General features: G+C 44.5%; 16 protein-coding genes. 10 read left to right on the top strand and 6 right to left on the bottom strand.

Going from position 1 to position 19,767, the window contains the following annotated elements; all coding sequences use genetic code 11:
- Positions 1–102 precede the first annotated feature (102 nt).
- On the top strand, positions 103–1,218 hold the full coding sequence (gene tyrA / locus UH38_RS00735) for a bifunctional chorismate mutase/prephenate dehydrogenase (protein WP_045052685.1): 1,116 nt from the start codon (positions 103–105) through the stop codon (positions 1,216–1,218).
- Positions 1,219–1,268: 50 nt separating this feature from the next.
- Here tyrA and UH38_RS00730 read toward each other — a convergent pair whose 3' ends face one another.
- Positions 1,269–2,198 (bottom strand): alpha/beta fold hydrolase, encoded by a 930-nt coding sequence (locus UH38_RS00730; RefSeq protein ID WP_045052684.1) that lies wholly within the window; start codon positions 2,196–2,198, stop codon positions 1,269–1,271.
- Positions 2,199–2,389: 191 nt separating this feature from the next.
- On the opposite strand from UH38_RS00730, the gene UH38_RS00725 reads away from it, so the two are divergent.
- The 3 genes from UH38_RS00725 (at position 2,390) to UH38_RS00715 (ending at position 5,947) form a co-directional block, all read left to right on the top strand.
- On the top strand, positions 2,390–3,856 hold the full coding sequence (locus UH38_RS00725; protein WP_045052683.1) for an efflux RND transporter periplasmic adaptor subunit: 1,467 nt from the start codon (positions 2,390–2,392) through the stop codon (positions 3,854–3,856).
- Positions 3,853–5,070 (top strand): ABC transporter permease, encoded by a 1,218-nt coding sequence (locus UH38_RS00720; protein WP_045052682.1) that lies wholly within the window; start codon positions 3,853–3,855, stop codon positions 5,068–5,070. The genes UH38_RS00725 and UH38_RS00720 overlap by 4 nt, the downstream gene beginning before the upstream one ends.
- Positions 5,071–5,182: 112 nt before the next feature.
- Entirely contained in the window at positions 5,183–5,947 is a 765-nt protein-coding gene (locus tag UH38_RS00715; protein ID WP_045052681.1) for an ABC transporter ATP-binding protein, read from the top strand.
- Between the two features lie 84 nt (positions 5,948–6,031).
- Here UH38_RS00715 and UH38_RS00710 read toward each other — a convergent pair whose 3' ends face one another.
- The gene (locus tag UH38_RS00710; protein ID WP_045052680.1) at positions 6,032–6,562 is read right to left on the bottom strand and encodes an orange carotenoid protein N-terminal domain-containing protein; all 531 of its coding nucleotides are present in this window, start codon (positions 6,560–6,562) and stop codon (positions 6,032–6,034) included.
- Positions 6,563–6,764: 202 nt separating this feature from the next.
- On the opposite strand from UH38_RS00710, the gene UH38_RS00705 reads away from it, so the two are divergent.
- Positions 6,765–7,136 (top strand): hypothetical protein, encoded by a 372-nt coding sequence (locus tag UH38_RS00705; RefSeq protein WP_045053024.1) that lies wholly within the window; start codon positions 6,765–6,767, stop codon positions 7,134–7,136.
- A gap of 131 nt (positions 7,137–7,267) precedes the next feature.
- On the opposite strand, the gene UH38_RS00700 is transcribed toward UH38_RS00705, so the two are convergent.
- Positions 7,268–8,272, bottom strand: a complete 1,005-nt coding sequence (locus tag UH38_RS00700) for a PstS family phosphate ABC transporter substrate-binding protein (protein ID WP_052672207.1) — start codon at positions 8,270–8,272, stop codon at positions 7,268–7,270.
- A 209-nt stretch (positions 8,273–8,481) separates the two neighbouring features.
- On the opposite strand from UH38_RS00700, the gene UH38_RS00695 reads away from it, so the two are divergent.
- Positions 8,482–10,071: a GAF domain-containing protein gene (locus UH38_RS00695; protein ID WP_052672206.1), complete on the top strand. Its 1,590-nt coding sequence runs from the start codon at positions 8,482–8,484 to the stop codon at positions 10,069–10,071.
- Here the strand turns inward: UH38_RS00695 and UH38_RS00690 are convergent.
- The 3 genes from UH38_RS00690 to topA form a co-directional block, all read right to left on the bottom strand.
- On the bottom strand, positions 10,066–10,710 hold the full coding sequence (locus UH38_RS00690; protein WP_045052678.1) for an HAD-IA family hydrolase: 645 nt from the start codon (positions 10,708–10,710) through the stop codon (positions 10,066–10,068). The genes UH38_RS00695 and UH38_RS00690 overlap by 6 nt on opposite strands.
- A gap of 181 nt (positions 10,711–10,891) precedes the next feature.
- Positions 10,892–11,839 carry a tRNA epoxyqueuosine(34) reductase QueG gene (gene queG, locus UH38_RS00685; RefSeq protein WP_082065268.1) on the bottom strand — a complete coding sequence of 316 codons (948 nt, stop codon included), beginning with the start codon at positions 11,837–11,839 and terminating at the stop codon, positions 10,892–10,894.
- 175 nt (positions 11,840–12,014) lie between these two features.
- A complete protein-coding gene (gene topA, locus UH38_RS00680) occupies positions 12,015–14,666 on the bottom strand; it encodes a type I DNA topoisomerase (RefSeq protein ID WP_045052677.1) in 2,652 nt (883 codons plus the stop codon).
- A 301-nt stretch (positions 14,667–14,967) separates the two neighbouring features.
- Between topA and UH38_RS00675 the strand changes: the two genes are divergently transcribed.
- From UH38_RS00675 to UH38_RS00665, 4 genes are all read left to right on the top strand, one after another.
- Positions 14,968–15,174 (top strand): hypothetical protein, encoded by a 207-nt coding sequence (locus tag UH38_RS00675; protein WP_045052676.1) that lies wholly within the window; start codon positions 14,968–14,970, stop codon positions 15,172–15,174.
- 51 nt (positions 15,175–15,225) lie between these two features.
- Positions 15,226–15,354, top strand: a complete 129-nt coding sequence (locus UH38_RS27810) for a hypothetical protein (RefSeq protein WP_268748853.1) — start codon at positions 15,226–15,228, stop codon at positions 15,352–15,354.
- Positions 15,355–15,625: 271 nt separating this feature from the next.
- On the top strand, positions 15,626–16,672 hold the full coding sequence (locus tag UH38_RS00670) for a response regulator (RefSeq protein WP_045052675.1): 1,047 nt from the start codon (positions 15,626–15,628) through the stop codon (positions 16,670–16,672).
- Positions 16,673–16,755: 83 nt separating this feature from the next.
- Positions 16,756–19,749, top strand: coding sequence for an ATP-binding protein (locus tag UH38_RS00665; RefSeq protein WP_045052674.1), 2,994 nt, complete (start codon positions 16,756–16,758; stop codon positions 19,747–19,749).
- The last annotated feature ends 18 nt before the right edge of the window (positions 19,750–19,767 follow it).

The raw sequence follows: 19,767 nt of genomic DNA, 5'->3' as shown, positions 1-19,767 counted from the left end.
TAACCAGTGACCAGTGACCAGTTAAAGAGTTAATACTGTTAACTCTTTAACTGGTCACTATTAATACAGCCAGTTGATAGTCAATTTTGGAGTTCGATCGCCATGTCAGAAATGCTTAGAGATATCGACCGAGAACTGATTAACTTACTAGGTAAGAGAATTGCTATTTTAAATGCATCAAATCTACCCGTACAAACAGAATCAGACGATACTAATCAACTCTTGGCGCAAGCTGGCGTACCTGAGTTTGTTTGGCAAAGTATTAACACTAGCTGCGCTGCGGCGATCGCTACACCTAAATCCTCAAACGGCGTTAAACCGCGAAATATAGTTGTAATTGGCGGTAATGGCAGTTTAGGCAGCTTTTTTGTGCGAGAACTATCATTAGCAGGGCATAACGTTAGTGTGTTTGCTCGCAAAGATTGGGACAATGCCGAACAAATCCTTGAAAATGCAGAATTAGTCTTAATCTGCGTCCCGATCGAACGCACAATAGATGTAATCGCTAAAACTGCTCCTTACCTTAAACCGACTACAGCCTTAGCCGACATTACCAGTATTAAAACTCCTATAGTTGAAGCATTACTCCAACACCACAAAGGACCTGTATTGAGCTTGCATCCGATGTTTGGTCCAGGAGTGCGATCGCTTTTATCGCAAAACGTTATAGTTTGTCCAGGACGGGAACAACAAGCATTTCAATGGCTGTTAGATTTAATTGCCAGTAGAGGCGGCAAACTAATTACTTGTACGCCAGAAGAACACGATCGCATGACGATCGCCATCCAAGCAATCCGTCACTTTTCCACATTTAGCTTAGGCGTATTTCTCGCCGAAGAAGGCATCAACATCAGCCGCAGCCTAGACTTTGCTAGCCCCTTGTATCGCGTAGAAATAGATATAGTTAGCCGCTTATTTGCCCAAGATCCATCCTTATATGTAGACATCATGCTCACTGCCGAAGAACGCCGTCAAGCGATCGGCAGATTAGCAGACACATATACTCGCCTAGCACAATTAGTAGCCCAAAAAGACAAAGTAGCCCTCAAACGCGAATTTGAATCTACTAGCCGCGCCTTCCAACCAGAAGCCAGCCGCGCCATGCAAGAAACCAAGCACATTATCGACAGCCTCAGCCTCCTAATCGCAGCCAACGACGCAGAACAAAGTAGAGAAGCAGTCAAGCAGCAATATATTGCACCCGTACCAAAAATGTAGTGAAGACGTAGCACTGCTATGTCTTCACAGATAACGCGTAACGGAAAAATCTACGCAATTGCAGCACGCATAGCCCTACTATTAAAACCTTTAATCCAGTCCAAGATTGCTTGATTGACCTCATCTGGACATTCATCATGAGCGCAGTGTCCAGCATTTTCCAGACTCAATAATTGCACGTACTCAGGATTATAGTCAGCAAACTGACGGGCAAAAATTGGGGGAACCATCCGATCTTGCTGCCCCCAAATCAATAATATCGGCATCTTCAAACTCGGTAACACAGATTTTACACTGGGCGCAAACTGCGAACCAATCATCGCCCTTAGTACCCCAGCAAAAGCACTAGCACTACCGCGATCTTGAGCCGGACCTACCAAAATATCTACCAACTCATCAGTCACCGCCTCACTATTAGCATAAGCCATCCCCGCCCAACGCTTCACAATACCAGGTCGGCGTACAACCCGAAATATTGCCTTTAGTAATAGCGGAGAAGCAACCAAATTTTCAATTGCAGCGATCGCCGGACGCAGTAGTTTTGGCATAGCCTCCTCTCTAACGGACAAATCCGGCAAACTCAACATCACCACCCCTTGCACCATCTCAGGATGCATAGCTGCGGCTGCCAAAGTCACTTGAGAGCCAGTAGAATTGCCAATCAAAATCGCCGGAGTGCGAATAAAAGTCCGCCAAAAATCATAAACCTGATCCACCCAAAGCGCCACACTATAATCAACCGCAGGCTTTTCCGAAGCGCCAAAACCCAACATATCCAAAGCATAAACAGTGTGAGACTGCGCCAACACCGATAAATTGTTGCGCCAATGTCCAATCGAAGCGCCAAACCCATGCAACAAAATCAGCGGCGTACCCGTCTTACTCTCCGAGCGAATATAAGTATAACGAGTTTGCCAGCCCCGCCAAACCCAGTCTCTTTGAGAACCAACCCGATGCTGCCAATCAAGAGAAATAACCATCAGCCCATAAAGCGCTACCACCTTCCACTATAACAATCTCATACATATCAAATTTTATCTTTCCCCTGTACGGGCACAATGCCGCAGCGCCCCTACCCCTCCTATGGTTCGTTAATCCCCCCATAGCAACCGATCGCAAATTGTTAAAATCAATATAAGCAACACCAAATCAGCTTAAAACTCCTTACTCCATGACCACCCACATGCAACTGCCACTAATTGGTAAAGTCAAACATCCTTCTAAGTGGCTGCTAGGCATATTAAGTGCTGGTATTTTAGTTAGTGGGACGACCTATTTTATAATTGCTAATCGCGCCACACCCAAATTAGACATTGCCGCCTTAACAGTACCCGTCACAGCCAAAGATGTCACCCTCCGCATCACAGCCAGCGGCAAAGTCGTACCAGTCCAAAGCGTCAACCTCAGTCCAAAAACCTCTGGTCGTTTAGTACAACTACTTGTAGACCAAGGAGATAAAGTAGAGCAAGGGCAAATTATTGCCCGCATGGACGATACTGACCTCCAAGCGCAACTAACCAAAGCTCGCGCCAACCTCGCCCAATCTCAAGCCCAACTAGACGAAACCCGCGCCGGAAGCCGCCCTGAAGAAATAGCCCAAGCACAAGCGCGTCTAGACCAAGCACAGGCACAGTTAGACCAAGCACGTACAGGCAATCGTCCCGAAGAAATAGCCCAAGCACAAGCGCAAGTAGAGGCAGCACAAGCGCGAGTAAACCTGACTAGCAGCCGAGTACAGCGCAATCGGAACCTAGCAAGCCAAGGTGCGATCGCTCAAGATACCTTAGATGAAGTCATTGCCGACGATCGCAGTGCCAAAGCCAACTTACAAGAAGCCCAAAGGCGGTTAGCAGAAGTCAGAAGCGGTAGCCGCTCGGAAGAAATAGCCCAAAGACAAGCCGCAGTAGCAGAAGCGCGGGAAGCTTTGCAGCAACTCCAAAATGGTTCGCGCCCCGAAGAAATAGCCCAAAGACAAGCCGCAGTAGCCGCCGCAGCTAGCGAACTTAAAGCAATCCAAGTGCAGCTAAACGATACTATTATTCGCGCTCCCTTTGCTGGCATCGTCACGCAGAAATACGCTACAGAAGGCGCATTTGTTACGCCCACAACCTCAGCTTCTAGTACAGCTTCAGCTACATCTACATCGATTGTCGCGATCGCGCGTGGCTTAGAAGTCCTCGCCCAAATTCCCGAAGTCGATATCGGGCAAATTAAGTCAGGACAATCAGTAGAAATAGTTGCCGATGCCTATCCCAACCAAGTATTTAAAGGTCGAATCCGGCTAATTTCCCCTGAAGCTGTAGTCGAGCAAAACGTTACATCCTTTCAAGCGCGGATAGCTTTAGTTACAGGACAAGATGCATTGCGATCGGGCATGAATGTCGATCTTACAATCCTCGGTGCAGATGTAAAAGATGCGCTAGTAGTACCGACAGCCGCTATCGTCACCAACAAACAGGGACAAACAGGCGTATTAATTCCCAATGATAAAAATAAAGCAAAGTTTAGTCCAGTAGAAATTGGTTCGGCTGTTCAAGACCAAACCCAAATTATATCGGGAGTAGAACCAGGCGATCGCATATTCTTGTCCCCGCCACCTGATTACAAAATAGATCTTCCAGATGTAGAGGTTGAATGAATCCTGTAGAAAGTTTCAAAATGGCGGCGACTACGCTACTAGCAAATAAGCTACGTAGCAGCTTAACTATGTTGGGGATTATTATTGGCAATGCCTCGGTAATTGCCATGATTGGTATTGGGGAAGGAGCGCAAAAGTATATTGCTGGCGAATTAGAATCTTTAGGACCAAACGTACTATTTGTAATTCCTGGCAACCGAGAAACTCAACGCATCACCTTTGACTTACCTAAAACATTGGTGCTAGCAGATGCAGAAGCGATCGCCAATCAAGTGCCAACAATAGTTGGAGTAGCTCCTGAAGTCAATTCTAGAGCAGTAGTCACCTACCGCAACAGAAATACCGATGTCAATGTGATTGGTACAACTCCAAGTTTTTTATCGGTACGCGACTTTGAAACAGCTAAAGGGCGCTTTTTGACACAGATAGATATCCAACGCAGCAATCAAGTTACTGTATTAGGTGCAGATTTAGCCGATCGCTTATTTGGCAACACGCAGCCTATCGGTCAGCAAATGCGAATCAAAAATGCCACTTATCAAGTAGTCGGCGTACTAGAATCTAAAGGTTCGGGCTTTGGGACTGATTATGATGATGCTGCTTTTGTGCCAGTCACGACAATGGCAAATCGTATTGTCGGGCGCACTTCTCCTTATGGCATTCCTTTAACTTATCTTGTCGCTTCTGCTAGAGACACTAACAGCGTAGATGCAGCAGAATTTCAGTTACGTAACTTACTTCGGCTGCGCCACAAACTAACGGGCGAAGATGACTTTACTATTAGATCGCAAAAAGATGCTTTAGAAACTGTAGGTAAAGTCACAGGTGCTTTAACAATTATGCTCGGTGCGATCGCTTCAATTTCTCTATTTGTTGGCGGTATCGGCATCATGAATATCATGCTCGTTTCTGTAACCGAGCGCACCCAAGAAATCGGACTGCGTAAAGCTATTGGCGCTACTCAGCAAGATATTTTAGTGCAGTTTACAATTGAAGCTGTGATTCTGGCTGTTGCTGGTGGTTTGTTAGGTACGGCTTTCGGTGTTAGCGGCGTGCTGTTAGTTGGAGCGCTTACTCCTTTAGAAGCAGGAATTTCCCCTATCGCGATCGCTCTTGCTGTTGGTGTTTCTGGTGGGATTGGTCTATTTTTTGGCGTTATCCCCGCCCGTCGCGCCGCTAGGCTCGATCCTATTGTTGCTTTACGCAGCGCTTGAAGTAGTTTTTAGTTTTTAGTTAAAGAGGTTATGAGGTTATTAGAAGTAGTTTTGAGTTAAAGCGGGGATGGGTGAGTTACTAATTAAGAGTTAATAAAAATAATATAAATATATGTCAGTCAATAAATTTATAACTGCTGAACCAAAGCTTAAACCTGCTGACAAAGCTGTTATTATCCGCTTGGAAGACATTTCTAAAGTATATGGGGCAGGGGAAACTGAAGTAAAAGCGCTTGTTGATGTCAACTTGGTTGTAGAACAAGGCGAATACTGTGCGATTATGGGCGCTTCTGGTTCGGGAAAGTCTACGGCTATGAATATTATTGGCTGCCTCGATCGCCCGACTGATGGACACTATTATCTAGATAAGGTAGATGTCGCTAAGTTGGATGATGCCGAACTTGCCCATATCCGCAATCTCAAAATTGGCTTTGTCTTTCAGCAATTCCATCTGCTATCACAGTTAAGCGCGATGGAAAATGTCATGTTACCAATGGTTTATGCAGGTATTAGCAATGCCGAACGGCGCGATCGCGCTATGCTTGCGTTAAAACGGGTAGGCTTAGAAAATCGCGTCAACAATCGCCCCAATCAACTATCTGGCGGACAACAACAACGAGTTGCAATTGCTAGAGCGATCGTCAATCGACCTGTTTTGTTACTTGCTGACGAGCCTACAGGGGCTTTAGATTCGCGCACTACGCAAGAAGTAATGGACATTTTTGGCGAACTTAACGCTACTGGCATCACAATTGTTATGGTTACTCACGAAGCAGACGTAGCCCGCCAAACTCAACGAATTGTCTGGTTCCGCGACGGGCAAGTTATTCACCCCAACCTCACACCAGCAGATTTAGGTCAGCTAGCAGCTTCTTAATTCGTAATTCGTAATTCGTAATTAAAGAGGGGGTTAGGGGAGTATCCCCCTGTAGTCCCCCTTGTCTCCCTCGCTCAAAGCACTCTATAAACTAGCTGTTTTCCCTGTTTGCGCTTGAGTTTCAATTGGCTTGACATCGGTATAACCCATGTCGCTGGCAATTGTGCGTAGCATGGAAATTTGTTCTTCAAACTCTAACTTTTCGATTTGAGATAGAGTATCGCTCAAAGATTGCGACTTTTGATGGTTCTGGGGCATTCCTACAACTGTATCTCCCATCGCTTGCGCCCAAGCGTACCAAACCATTAGTTGATTGTTTTCTTTCAAAGCCCCATAAGCGCGAGAATAATCTGTATCCTCACAATTAACGATTTGGCGCATAATTGCTAACTGCTCGTCTTTCGATAAGTTATAAAAATCGCCTAGCAATCTGGGCGCGAGTTCTGGTTCAGTTGCCGCAGGAGCCGCAGGAGTAACTGAATCTCCCATCTTTTCATAAATATAATAAAACAAAGCAAGTTTAGCGTCAGTATCTAAAGACTCAAACGCTTTTACTGCATTTTGGGGATCTTGAGTAAGAGCTTGAGGTTGATTTTCACCATGATTTCCAGCCATAAATTTATCCTCGATCTAAATTTGTTTCTTCAAACTTAGGCGTAACAGAGATTAACACGCTAAATCGCCCTCCAAGAGAGAGAGTTTTATTATTTGGCTATTCCTATAAGTTTTCAAAATCTATCTTTATGAGGTTATGGAGGTAGGCGATCGCTTTGATACGATATCTGCACCATTAAAAATAGCTCATAGGACTTTTTATATGTCAGAAACAATCAAACCTGATGCTAACCAAGCTTCTACTCAAGATGCACAATTAGCTGCTGAAAGCATGGCTGAAGGCAGAGAAAAGATGCAGTCAGTTGATTTTGATGCTGATTATGCTGCTGCACAGCAATTTAGCGTTAGCGATATAGATCGTACCGATGAAGGCGAAAAAGCCGCTGCTGAAGCAACAGCACCTAACTTTCAAACGTCTAACTCATCAAATGACACAAAACTCGAAGCCAAGGAAACAGGCGATCCTAACGATTATATGGATATGGCTAAAGATGTTGCCGGAACTGAAGCTGTTGGCAATGTCAGTGACGATCTAATTCAAAAAGCCTTAGAAAAAGGTCAACCTGGTAAATAGATTTATTAGTACCAGGTAATAAATGCTGGTCGTTTTCCTAGTTAATTTTAACATTAATCGCGCTGCAAGTAATATATATAGCGCGATTAATGCTATGGCAATAAAAGTGCGATCGCCCTTTTTATTTGTCTTTAACGAATAGGTGCAAAACCAGCTTTTACGATTGCTCTTTGTCCTTCAGCAGTTAATAGCAAATTGGCATAAGCTACACCTGCTTGCTCGTCTATGCCACCTCTTTTAACTACTACATATAATTTTCTAGTTAGTGGGTAAGAACCATCAGTAAAGGCAAAATGGTTTACTACTCTATTGGTATCAGCAAAAGGTGATATAAAAGCTTCTCCATCTTCTCTTGATAGCGCTAAAGGAGAAACTGTTTTTTGCCCATTGACTTGTGAAGCTGTAGCATAGCTAATTCCTCCAGGCGTTGTTGCTACCTTACGAATAGCTGCGGTTGTATTGTCTACTATTTGTACCGTTTTACCAAAGTTTGTGCGTGTTAATACTTGCTCTTGAATAAAACTTGCAGTATCGCTAACATTAGGATCTCGGCTAATAGGTGTAATTGGTAGATCCTTTCCCCCCAAGCTTTTCCAGTTGGTAATTTTACCTTTAAAAATATCTTTAATTTGTCCCAAGGTTAACCTAGAAATTGATACCTGCGGATTGACAAAAAATACAACTCCATCAATAGCTATAGGAATTTGGTCGAGAACTATTTCTCGCTCTTTCGCTGCCTTTAATTCACTATTATTGAGCGGTCGTGCTGATTGGATAAAACTTATTTCTCCTGCTAACAACATTTTCATGCTATTAGTAGAGTCAGACACGCTACCAATTTTTTCAGTATAACGTAACCTAAATCGAGGATGGGCTTGATTAATTGCCGAAACTAAGCTCGTAAAGCGCATTGAGGCAAAAGTTGTTGTTCCCCCATAATAAAATAATCCTTCAGGAACATTAGGCACTTGAGCAAAAGTTTGACAATCTTTCGGCGTAGTTGCTGTACTAACAAGCTTATGTGAGTTGAGTGGATTAGTAGTGTTCACAAACCCAAAGATTGCACTAATTAAAGCTAATAAGCTAGCGATAATACCTATTCCTAATAACAATTGAAAGTTTTTAGCGTTGCCCATTATCTACTGAAATGATTTTACTCTTGCCCAGTTGAAGTGCAATTTATTGCCTATAAAAGCAGTATGTGCCTACAATTGCAGAAAAGAATGTATATAATTTTACTTGAAACACAGGCATCTATAAATTAAGATTGTTTTTTTGAGCAAAGATTTTCTAGCATCAAAATACTACAAATGCAACTAGCAAAATTTAGCGAAGCGAGTGCAAAATGAGTCCAGTTTCCCCTCCTAGCGAGCCTACCACAGGCGATCGCCACAGCAATAGTGTCCGCGATCTTAAAGCATTACCTGCAAGTAAAGATATCAAAACAGGCGATCGCCCTACCAGTCGCATCGCTCGATTGAATCCTTTTTGGCGACAAAAATTAACTTTAAGCGCCAAAGTTGTCGTATTTTTGCTAGTTATTTCTGCGCTGCCAATTTTAGCAACTAACGTTGTATTTGAGTATTTTTCAGAGCGTTCCCAATCTCAAACTAGCATTTCAGCAGATTCTGCTACTGAACGGGCGATCGCATCTACACCGCCAAGACAACTACCAATGTTGTTGATTGTCGAGATGGTTGTAGCCGCTTTATTGCTAATTGGGTTGGTTGCTACTTTTTTGGCTAATCGCGCGATGCGTACGCCAGAATTACCAGCTACAGATGACGAGCAAACACCGCCGCCGGAAACCGCTAGTTCAATTCCCCTGATCCAGCAAGTGCAATTTGCTAACAACGGAACTAATAGCGCCCATGCAGAAGCGCTATCAGAACACGCACAGTTACTCAAAGAAATTACTCTACGCATGGGGGAAGCTATCTGCTTAGAGGATTTAATGAGAACGACAGTCAAAGAAGTTAGACGCGCGATCAAATCTGACAGAGTGATTATTTTTGGTTTTGATGTCAGCAATTGGGATGGCATTATTGTAGCTGAATCAGTAGCACCCAACTTGCCACAAACTATCAAAGTCAAAATCGAAGACCCTTGCTTTCGCGAAAATCATGTAGAAAGGTATAGAAACGGGCAAGTTTCGTTTATTAACGATATTTACCAAGAACCACGAGTAACAGAATGCTACCGCAATATGCTGGAGCAATTTGGTGTTAAAGCCAACTTGGTAGCACCAATTCTACGCAACAGCGAGTTAATTGGCTTGCTGATCGCTCATCAATGCTCAGAACCTCGAATTTGGCAAAATTCCGAGATAGATTTGTTTACTCAATTGGCAAACCAAGTTGGTTTTGCTGTCGATAAAGTTAGTTTTTTAGAAGAGCAAGAAGCCGAAGCTGAAAGATTGCAGCTAATTACTGATATCACCATGCACATTCATGAGTGTACGAGTATAGAAGATATCCTCAAAACATCAGTCAAAGAGATAAGACGCGCAATTAAAAGCGATCGCGTAATTGTTTTCGGTTTAAGTCCGATCGATTCGAGTGGCGTAGTTTTAGCTGAATCTGTTGCGCCTAACTTACCGCAAACTTTGAAGATGAAAATCACCGATCCTTGTTTGAAAAATGAATATCTCGAACTCTACAAAAGCGGTCAAGTAACTTTAAATAACGATATTTATAAATCAGCGCGAGTAACTGATTGCTATAGAAGGACGCTAGAACAATTCGCCGTAAAAGCAAACTTAGTCGCGCCAATATTGCGGAAAAATGAGCTAATTGGTTTGTTAATTACTCACCAATGCTCGGAGGCGCGTATTTGGCAAAAGCCAGAAATAGATATGTACTCGCAGCTAGCAGCACAAATAGGTTTAGCAGTAGATCGTATCAGTTTATTAGATGAGAGCGAAACATTTTTATAAGTTCGATAAGCTCTCAACGACACTTAATAGTTCTTGGGGTTGCTCTATTAAAAAATCTGGATTTTCTTTTGCTAGGGCTTCTTTAGTATTGAAACCCCAACTAACAGCGATCGCCACTACTTTACTTTTTTTTGCTGATTCTATATCTCTAGTTTCATCCCCTACATAAATAACATCTGCTACGTTGATATTTTCTTGTCTAATAAATTTATTAATTACTTTATCTTTGCCAAATACAGTAGTGCCAGAATACACATAGTAAAATATACTTTCTAAATTATTATGCTCTAAAAAGGCTAATATATTGCTTTTAGAATTGGAGCTAATTATCACTAATTTATGCCCCATACTCTCTAGATCGATTAAAGTTTCTCTCATTCCTGGAAATAAGCTTAAAGTCTTAATCTCCGAACTCATTTCTGCTTTGACTTTACGCAGGAGAAAAGGTACTTTAAAAATAGATATACCAGATTGTTTAATGATTTCTCTAGAAGTCAAGTTTTTCAATTGGGCAAGTTCAGATTGACTTGTTTGTTTATAACCTAGTTGTTTGGCTAAACGATTACTAATATTAACAAGCGTGTCTAGAGAATCAGCAATAGTGCCATCAAAATCAAATATTATTATTCTCTGCTTCATGTCGGCGAACTGTTAAAGATTAAATTAGGACAAGTCATAAATAAAAGCCAATTTTATATTAGGATACGTGTAAAAACTAAGTTTACCAAATTTGGCGATCGCTACCGCCTACATAAATTTTTCTGCATCTTCCTGTTCTGTGGAGACATAGCAGTGCTACTTCTGTGGAGACGTAGCACTGCTACGTCTCTACACGTCCCTGTCTCAACAAATTCGCCCGCGCATTCCGCCGCCACATATCTGGCTTAATCCGGCGCAGTGCTGATGCTGTAAAACGTTGCTCCCACGATTCGTCAGACATCTGGGCTAAATCGGTTAACTTGGGTGCAACATTGGTAGGGTAGGGTTGAAATTCAGCCACATCAGTAACTCTTGCAAAACGCTGATTCCAAGGACAAACATCTTGACAAATATCGCAACCAGCAACCCAACCTTGCAGATGAGGAACGATGTTTTCTGGTAACTCTTGGGCGCGATTTTCAATTGTGTGATACGCAATACAACGATTAGCATCAACAACAAAAGGTTTAGCTAAAGCACCAGTAGGACAAGCATCGAGGCAACGAGTACAACTACCACAGTGTTCAGTATGGGGGATACTGGGCGTTAAGTCTAGGTTTGTGAGAATTTCGCCTAAAAATATCCACGAACCATATTCTCTAGCAATTACATTACCATTTTTGGCAATCCAGCCAATTCCCGCCTTTTGCGCCCAAACTTTATCTTGAATTGGTCCTGTATCTGCATAATAACGCGCTTGTACGCCTGGCGTTTGCTGCAACCAGTTAGTCAGTGCTTTAAGCTTTTTGGTCAATACTTTATGATAGTCGCGCCCCCAAGCATAGCGGGAAATTTTGGCATATTCAGGACTATTAGGGCGTTGGTGAGGCGTGTAGTAGTTTAAGGCGACACAAATAACACTGCGTACCTCTGGCATAACTTTACGGATATCTTGGCGTTTGGGGTTGTCCATCCACGCCATATCAGCTTGATAACCTTGCTTAAGCCACGATCGCAAGTGCTGTACTTCTGCGTCAATACTATCTACACTAGCAATGCCGACTTTATGGAATCCTAACTCCAAAGCTCTTTGTTCAATACTAAATTTATCCATTCCTATCTCAGTCATCAGACCTCTTTTCAGTGACCAGTTAGCAGTGACCAGTGACCAGTTTAATCATCCACTTGTTTGCCAAACTTAGTCGCTATTTTATCTGCGTTTATCTGCGTTCCTTTCCCTCCATAATAAAATCTCTAGCAAAAGGTTATCTTGCCAGAGATTGCATCAAACTTCACTCTCAAAATTACTTAGCTTTCGATCGCGATGTTTTTGTTGTTTTAGTAGTCGAACTGCGAGTAGTTGTAGTTTTTCTTTTCGTAGTAGTTGATTTACTACTAGCACTAGCTGATTTGCGACTTGTTTTGCTGCTAGGTTTTTTAGTAGCTAACAATTCCAAAGCTTTAGCTAGCGTCATATCTTCTACAGATTGACCTTCAGGTAAGCTGACGTTTGTTTTGCCATGCTTGATATAAGGACCGTAAGGACCATCATAAATGTTAATTAGCTCGTTATCAGCAGGGTGAGAACCCAACTCTTTCAAAGCTTGCTTAGACTTATTACGTCCTACTTTTTTGGGTTCGGCGAGGATTTCTAAAGCCCTCTCCAAAGAGATTGTAAACACATCATCGCCAGCTTTAAGACTGCGATAGTCTTTCTCATCCTTACTTACGTTGTGAACGATAAAAGGTCCAAACTTGCCTAATCCAGCTTGAATTTTGCCCCCTGTAGCGGGATGAACCCCCAAAGTGCGAGGCAATAAAAGCTGATTGACAGCCATTTCCAATGTCACATTTTCAGGATTGACACCAGCAGGTAAAGAAGCTGTTTTTGGCTTTTTATTTTCAGGAGTAGCATCGCCTAGCTGGAAGTAATAACCATTACTACCAATCTTCAGATAAATAGGCTCTCCAGTTTCGGGGTGCAGCCCTATTTTATTTGGTCCTTGTAAAAGTGCCTCTATTTGCTCGGAATTAATATCAGCAGGAGTAACATTTTGCGGAATAGAAGCGGTAACAGTACCGTTACCATTTTCCTTTTCTACATAAGGACCAAATTTGCCAATGCGGACTTTTACATCCAAATCTTCTAGTTCTACAGTCCTAGCTTTGGCAAGATCGATTTGGCTTTCGCGTTCCTTAACTAAAGTCTCTAGCCCTTTATCGCCTAAATAAAACTGGCGCAGATAAGGCAACCATTTGACTTCGCCTGTAGCAATATCATCTAAAGTTTGCTCCATCCGCGATGTAAAACTGGTATTGACTAAATCGGGAAAGTGTTCTTCAAGTAAAGCTGTAACAGCAAAGGCGGTAAAAGTTGGTACTAAGGCGTTTCCGATCGCTTGAGCGTAACCGCGATCGATAATCGTCCCAATAATACTAGCGTAGGTACTCGGTCGCCCAATCCCTTCACTTTCTAGCATTTTGACTAAGGACGCTTCTGTATAACGGGCTGGCGGCTGCGTTTCATGCGAAATCGCTTCTAAATTAGTACAATTTGGGCGATCGCCTACTTTCATCGGCGGTAAAATTACTTCTTTATCTTCCAAAGCCGCGTTCGGATCGTCCGATCCTTCTACATAAGCCCGTAAATAGCCAGGAAAATCAATTCGCTTACCGCTAGAACGAAATCCTGCATCTTCTACCTGAGTTTGGACGCTAATTTGCGTCTGCTTCGCATCTGCCATTTGACAAGCTACAGTCCGCTTCCAAATTAGGTCATAAAGGGCAAATTCCCGCCCGCCTAAGCCCGTCTCTTGGGGCGTACGGAAAGTATTACCAGCAGGGCGGATTGCTTCGTGGGCTTCTTGAGCGCCCTTGCTTTTGGTTGTATATTGCCGAGGCGAAGGTGATAGATACTCTTTACCGTACAGCTTTTCTACACAACTACGAGCAGCAGCGATCGCTTGATCGGACAAATGCACCGAATCTGTCCGCATATAGGTAATATACCCCTGCTCGTACAAACTCTGAGCCGTCCGCATTGTATCCCGCGCCGACATTCGCAGTTTGCGATTAGACTCCTGTTGCAAGGTCGAAGTAGTAAATGGGGGATAAGGTTTACGAGTTACTGGGCGCTCGTCAATCGCTGTTACTTGCCAAGGTTTACCTAAGAGGCGTTCTTGCAGGTTGCGGGCTTCTTGTGCGTTGAGCAGTACCACATTGCGCCCAGCAATAATCTTTCCTGTCGATTCATCAAAATCGCTACCCGTTGCTACTTTCGTGCCTGCTAGGGTTACTAACACCGCTGTAAATGGTTTTTTGGCTTGTTCTAGGGTGGCTTTGAGATCCCAATAACTACCTTGCTTAAACGCGCGGCGATCGCGTTCTCGATTCACTAATAACCGCACCGCTACCGACTGCACCCTTCCGGCTGATAATCCCCACGATATTTTCTTCCATAGCAAGGGCGACAAAGTATAACCTACGAGCCGATCCAATATTCGCCTAGTTTCTTGGGCGCGGACTACTTGCTCGTCAATATCGCGGCAGTTTTTCAACGCTTTTTTAATTGCCTCTTGAGTAATTTCGTGAAATACCATCCGCTCGATCGGTACTTTAGGCTTCAGTAGTTGCAACAAGTGCCAACTTATGCTCTCTCCCTCGCGGTCTTCGTCTGTGGCTAGTATCAACTTATCAGCCGATTTCAGCGCTTCTTTTAGCTGTGTGACAATTTTCTTTTTATCTTTAGGAACGATGTATAGAGGTTCAAAGTCTGCATCAACGTTGACCCCCAAATTCGCCCATTTCTCTGATTTGACAGCAGCGGGAATATCGCTAGCCGACTGCGGCAAGTCGCGCACATGACCCATTGATGCCTCTACACGGTAGTCAGAGGGCAAATAGTTACGAATAGTACGAGCTTTGGTAGGGGATTCGACAATGACGAGGGTAGGCATGAGAACTTTTAAAGGGCAAATAGCAGCAAGGCTAATAAGTCCAAGGATTAAAGAATTTTCTGCCAAATGTCAAGGGGCAACTTTTTTAAGTGGCGGAACTATTCATTAGATCCAAGCTATATCAATCTTTAACTTATATTTACTATTAGCGGCTACATTTACTACTAAAAAAAGTCCTGAAATTTAGTTCTGACAAGCTTTTGCAATTTTTCGCCCATTGTGCTTAATCGTACCTGTAGTTAGGGTGGGCTAAAGATTTGTTTTATCCTATGTTAAAGAGATAGGTTATTGTAAAGAATCTATGAGCGAAATAAAGGCATCTATAGTCCAATACGAAGATAGAGACGAAGAAACTGGCAATTATCTTGTCAAAAGCATAGATTCTGGTGAAATTATCTCTGTTCCATCAGTTTCTAGCATATACATCTTGAAACTAGAAAAAGGTCAAATATTGATACTCATCCAATTGCCAGAGCATCCGCAGGGCTATTTGATTCCACCGATTTAGAAATTATAAGTGCGATCGCTTTTTAGTCAAACAGTGCTTTGAAATTAGATTGTGCAACTGAATTTTCAATCGCAGCCAATAAATTTGTCTAATCGGCATCAAACTGGTAGCGATCGCCCTTTGAGTCTTGCATACGACCGCAGCCACTATACAGCAACATTACCAATTTTTTTCAGCTAAATAAGCTAAAAGACACTTAATTTGCCAGAGGAAGCATTAGAGTCCGCCCTCCAAGGCAACGCACCCTACAATAAAGCTGAGTTTTTTGCTGCTGTAATTTGAATGTCTATCAGCTTAATTCTCAAATTCTGTGGTTACTTCCTTTACAAATTTACTAGACTAAAGGAATATATTTATCTGCTGAATTTCCTCTGTGCCACTTAAAAAAGCGGAAACTCATGGAGTGACGACCAGGTAAAGCCAGTAGATAGGCACAATAAATAGATGATTTATGAGTGACGATTCGGTTAGGCTGCATTTTCAAGTGATTCGACAGCGAATTACAGCATTGCAAAGGGAAGATGCAGAAGCTTGGCGAGAAATTGATGCCACACTGGAAGACCTGCAGGTGATCTGCGAGCAGATGCAGACAAACTTGGAAGCAACCGAAGTTATTCAGGACAATCTGCTATATTATCGCGATTTGTTTGCGTCCTGCCCGATCGCTTATTTAGTCACTAATACAGATGGAGTCATTCTAGAAGCAAACAGAGCGATCGCCCGACTCCTCAATATACCCGAATGCTATTTAGTCGGAAATCCTCTGGCTATGTATGTGGCAGAAGGCGATCGCTCAACCTTTGTGACTCAATTGAACCAGCTTGACCAAAGCCGAGGATCGCAGGTTTGGCAGATGAATTTATGCCCGCGAGACGGTCAAGCGTTTGCGTCGCAGTGGCATATTGCGATCGCTCGCAATCTAGATGGGCTAATTGAAAGCTTGCGGATTGGGGTGTATAAGTTGAGTCCATCTCAGCAGGTAGTATCGCCTATCCAGCCCAGCGAATCGCGATTTGCGCCCCTAGCTGGGCAACAGTCCCTAGAAACCATTCCCAAAGAAGGGAGAATTCCCTTGTCGCCATTGCCTCATTCTCTAGATTGCTTACGGGTGCTGGTAGTCGATGACGAAGCGGATATCCGCGAATTTATTACTACTGTTTTCGAGTCCTATGGCATTGATGTCAAGACAGTTGCCAGCGCAGCAGCGGCGTTAGAGGAGCTAGAGCAATTCCATCCTGACGTATTGGTAAGTGATATTCGGATGCCTGGTGTAGATGGCTATAGCTTAATTCGGCGAATCCGTGCTTTAGAAGCTGGGCAGGGAGGGCATATTCCTGCCGTCGCGCTCACAGCTTATCTAGACGAGGATCGAGAAAAGGCGCTTTTGGCAGGCTATGAGGCGCATTTGCACAAGTTAACTCCCCCTACTAAATGGATTGAGATGGTGAGTCAATTGGTAGGACAGGCTTCAGATTCCGATCGGGATAAGCAGGTTTAGCGAATAATTCCCCGATAATAAGAACACAGATTGGCAAACCCCATCACTTCGAGATTGCTGCCTTTGGAGAGCCAGGTATGACGATGACCCCAGAAGCCCCAAATACTCTGTCTGAGACCATCTTTGCGGGTAACAGCGAGATGGCGGCGTTAATGCGATCGCACGATTGGTCGAACACCCCATTAGGTGCGGTCGAAAACTGGTCGCAGAGCCTACGAACCCTTGTCAGCACCATGCTCCCGTCTCACTTTGCCCAAATCATTTTCTGGGGAGAAGACTACATCCAGCTTTACAACGATGCCGTGATTCCCATATATGGCGCAACTCACCCCAAGGCGCTGGGGCAATCTGCTAGAGAGACATGGGCAGAAATTTGGCATGACCAGACGAAGCCGATACTTGAAAGTGTCAGGACTACGGGCGAAGCCTTCTTTGCGGCAGATCGGCTTTTTCACCCCTCGCGCTTTGGCTACCTGGAAGAAACCTATTTCACGTTCTGCTATAGTCCCGTTCGGGATGAGATGGGCAAGGTTAGTGGGATGATCTGTACCGCGACTGAGACGACCGGGCAAGTGATTGGTCAACGTCGCTTGACAATGCTACGAGAGCTAGCCAGGGCTGGGAACGGGGCAAAAACGCGCACTTCCGCCTGTCTTGCTGCCGCCGATGCGCTCAATCCTTACGATATTCCCTTTGCCCTGTTCTATCAGGTCAACGAGCAAGGCAACTTGGTAGAATTGGTGGCTTCAAGCGGGCTGCCCGCAGACAGTGCCGCTGCGCCAAGAGAAATGGATTTGACTGAGCGCTCAAGTTGCTGGTCGCTGGTGGACGTTCAAAAGAGCCGTGAACCGCTGCTAATTACCGATGTGGTCGATCGCTTCGGATCGCTCCCCCTCGAACCGTGGGGAGAAAGTCCCCATTCTGCCTTCGTTCTCCCGATTCTGTCGGGCAACAAAGAAATTGTGGAATGTCTGCTGGTTGCAGGCATCAGCCCTCGACTCCAGTTCAATGGCGAATACCGTTCCTTTCTGGAATTGGTGGCGCAACAGGTGGAAAGTTCGATCGCAACGGCTCGCAGCTATGAGCAAGAACGCCAGCGAGCCGAGGCATTGGCAGAACTAGATCGCGCCAAAACCGCCTTCTTCAGCAACGTCAGCCATGAATTTCGCACACCACTCACCTTGATATTGGGTCCTTTAGAAGATGCGTTAACCGACCTAGCCGATCCGCTGTCGCCCAATCAACGGCAGCGAATTGAAGTGATGCAGCGCAATGGTTTGCGGTTGCTAAAACTCGTAAATACACTCCTAGACTTCTCACGCATTGAAAGCGATCGCACCTCTGCTGTTTATGAACCAATCGATCTGGCAACTTTTACAGCAGAGTTAGCCAGTGTCTTTCGTTCGGCGATCGAACGAGCAGGTTTGCGCTTAGTCGTTGATTGTTCCCCTTTGCCTGAGTTTGTTTACGTCGATCGCGAGATGTGGGAAAAGATTGTTCTCAATTTGATTTCAAACGCTTTCAAATTCACGTTTGCAGGTGAGATTGCGGTTCGTTTGCATCAAATCGGTAGCTTTGTTGAACTAGCCGTACAAGACACAGGCATTGGCATTCCAGAGGCAGAAATCGAGCGTCTGTTTGAACGATTCCATCAAGTTAAAGGAGCGCAAGGACGCACATTTGAGGGATCGGGAATTGGCTTATCGCTCGTGCAGCAATTGGTGAAACTGCACGGAGGAACCGTTCAGGTTAGCAGCGCCCTTGGAGAAGGAAGCTGCTTTAGAGTATCTATTCCAACTGGATGCGTTCATCTGCCCGCCCAGCAGATTGGGGGGGCAAATCGCACTTTAGCTTTGACCTTGGCGGGGGCATCACCCTACGTAGAAGAAGCGTTGCGGTGGCTGACCCCAGAGAATGGCAGCGTCGAAGAAGTCAAGAACCGAGAAGGAAGAAAAGTTGCCTTCGCGACTTACCCACACGTCCCCTCATCCGCATCCAGGCGAATCTTGCTGGTGGATGACAACGCCGATATGCGCGACTACCTGAAGCGGCTGTTGAGTCAGCGGTGGCAGGTGGAGACGGCTGCCAATGGTGCGATCGCTCTCGATATGATACAGCAACAACTACCCGATCTAGTATTAACGGATGTAATGATGCCAGAGGTGGATGGGTTCCAACTGCTCAATAGCCTGCGGGCTGACCCAGTTACCAAAAGTATTCCAATTATTTTGCTCTCGGCACGAGCAGGCGAAGAGGCAACAATCGAAGGACTAGAAGCGGGAGCAGATGATTACTTAATCAAACCCTTCTCTGCCCGCGAATTGGTTGCACGAGTGGAAACGCAACTGCAAATGTCACGATTGCGGCAGGAGCAATCGGCAAACCGCTTCAAGAATGAGTTTCTTATGACGATTACTCATGAACTGCAAACGCCGCTGGCAAATATCCTCGGCTGGACGCCCTTACTAAAACAACAACCGTTTGACTGGGCTAAGGCGGCTATTGCCCTCGATACGATCGAACGGAATGCCGCGATTGAGGCAAAACTGGTAAAAGATCTGCTTGATGTCTCTAGTATTCTTTCGGGCAAGCTGCGCTTAAACCTTCAAGGCGTTGATTTAGTTTTTCTGCTACAAGGCGTTGTTGCAACATTCCATCCATCGGCTGAAGCGAAGAATATTCAACTGATTGAGGCAATATCTAATGTTTCACTCCCTCATCTGGCAGATAGCGATCGCCTCCAACAAGTCATTGCTAACTTGCTAGACAATGCAATTAAATTTACACCCCAAGGAGGAGAAGTCACAATTCGGTTAGAACGCCTTGATTCTGATATTGAGATTACCGTCAGCGATACAGGCATCGGCATTCGTCCTGATTTTCTACCCAATGTCTTCGATCGCTTCACGCAAGCAGAAGTCCCCAGTCGTCATACACCAGGTGGGGTGGGGATTGGACTTGCGATCGCTCGTCACCTGGTCCAATTGCACGGAGGTACAATTGAGGTAGCAAGCCTTGGAGAAGGACAAGGCACAACGTTTACCATCAGGTTGCCTATCATCAAAGCGACTGATTGAACTCAAACGCCCCACCCA

This window comes from Aliterella atlantica CENA595 (genome assembly GCF_000952155.1).
Classification (GTDB): Bacteria; Cyanobacteriota; Cyanobacteriia; order Cyanobacteriales; family Chroococcidiopsidaceae; genus Aliterella; species Aliterella atlantica.
The sequence above is the reverse complement of the archived record's forward strand: the minus strand, read 5'-3'. Positions and strand labels throughout refer to the sequence as shown.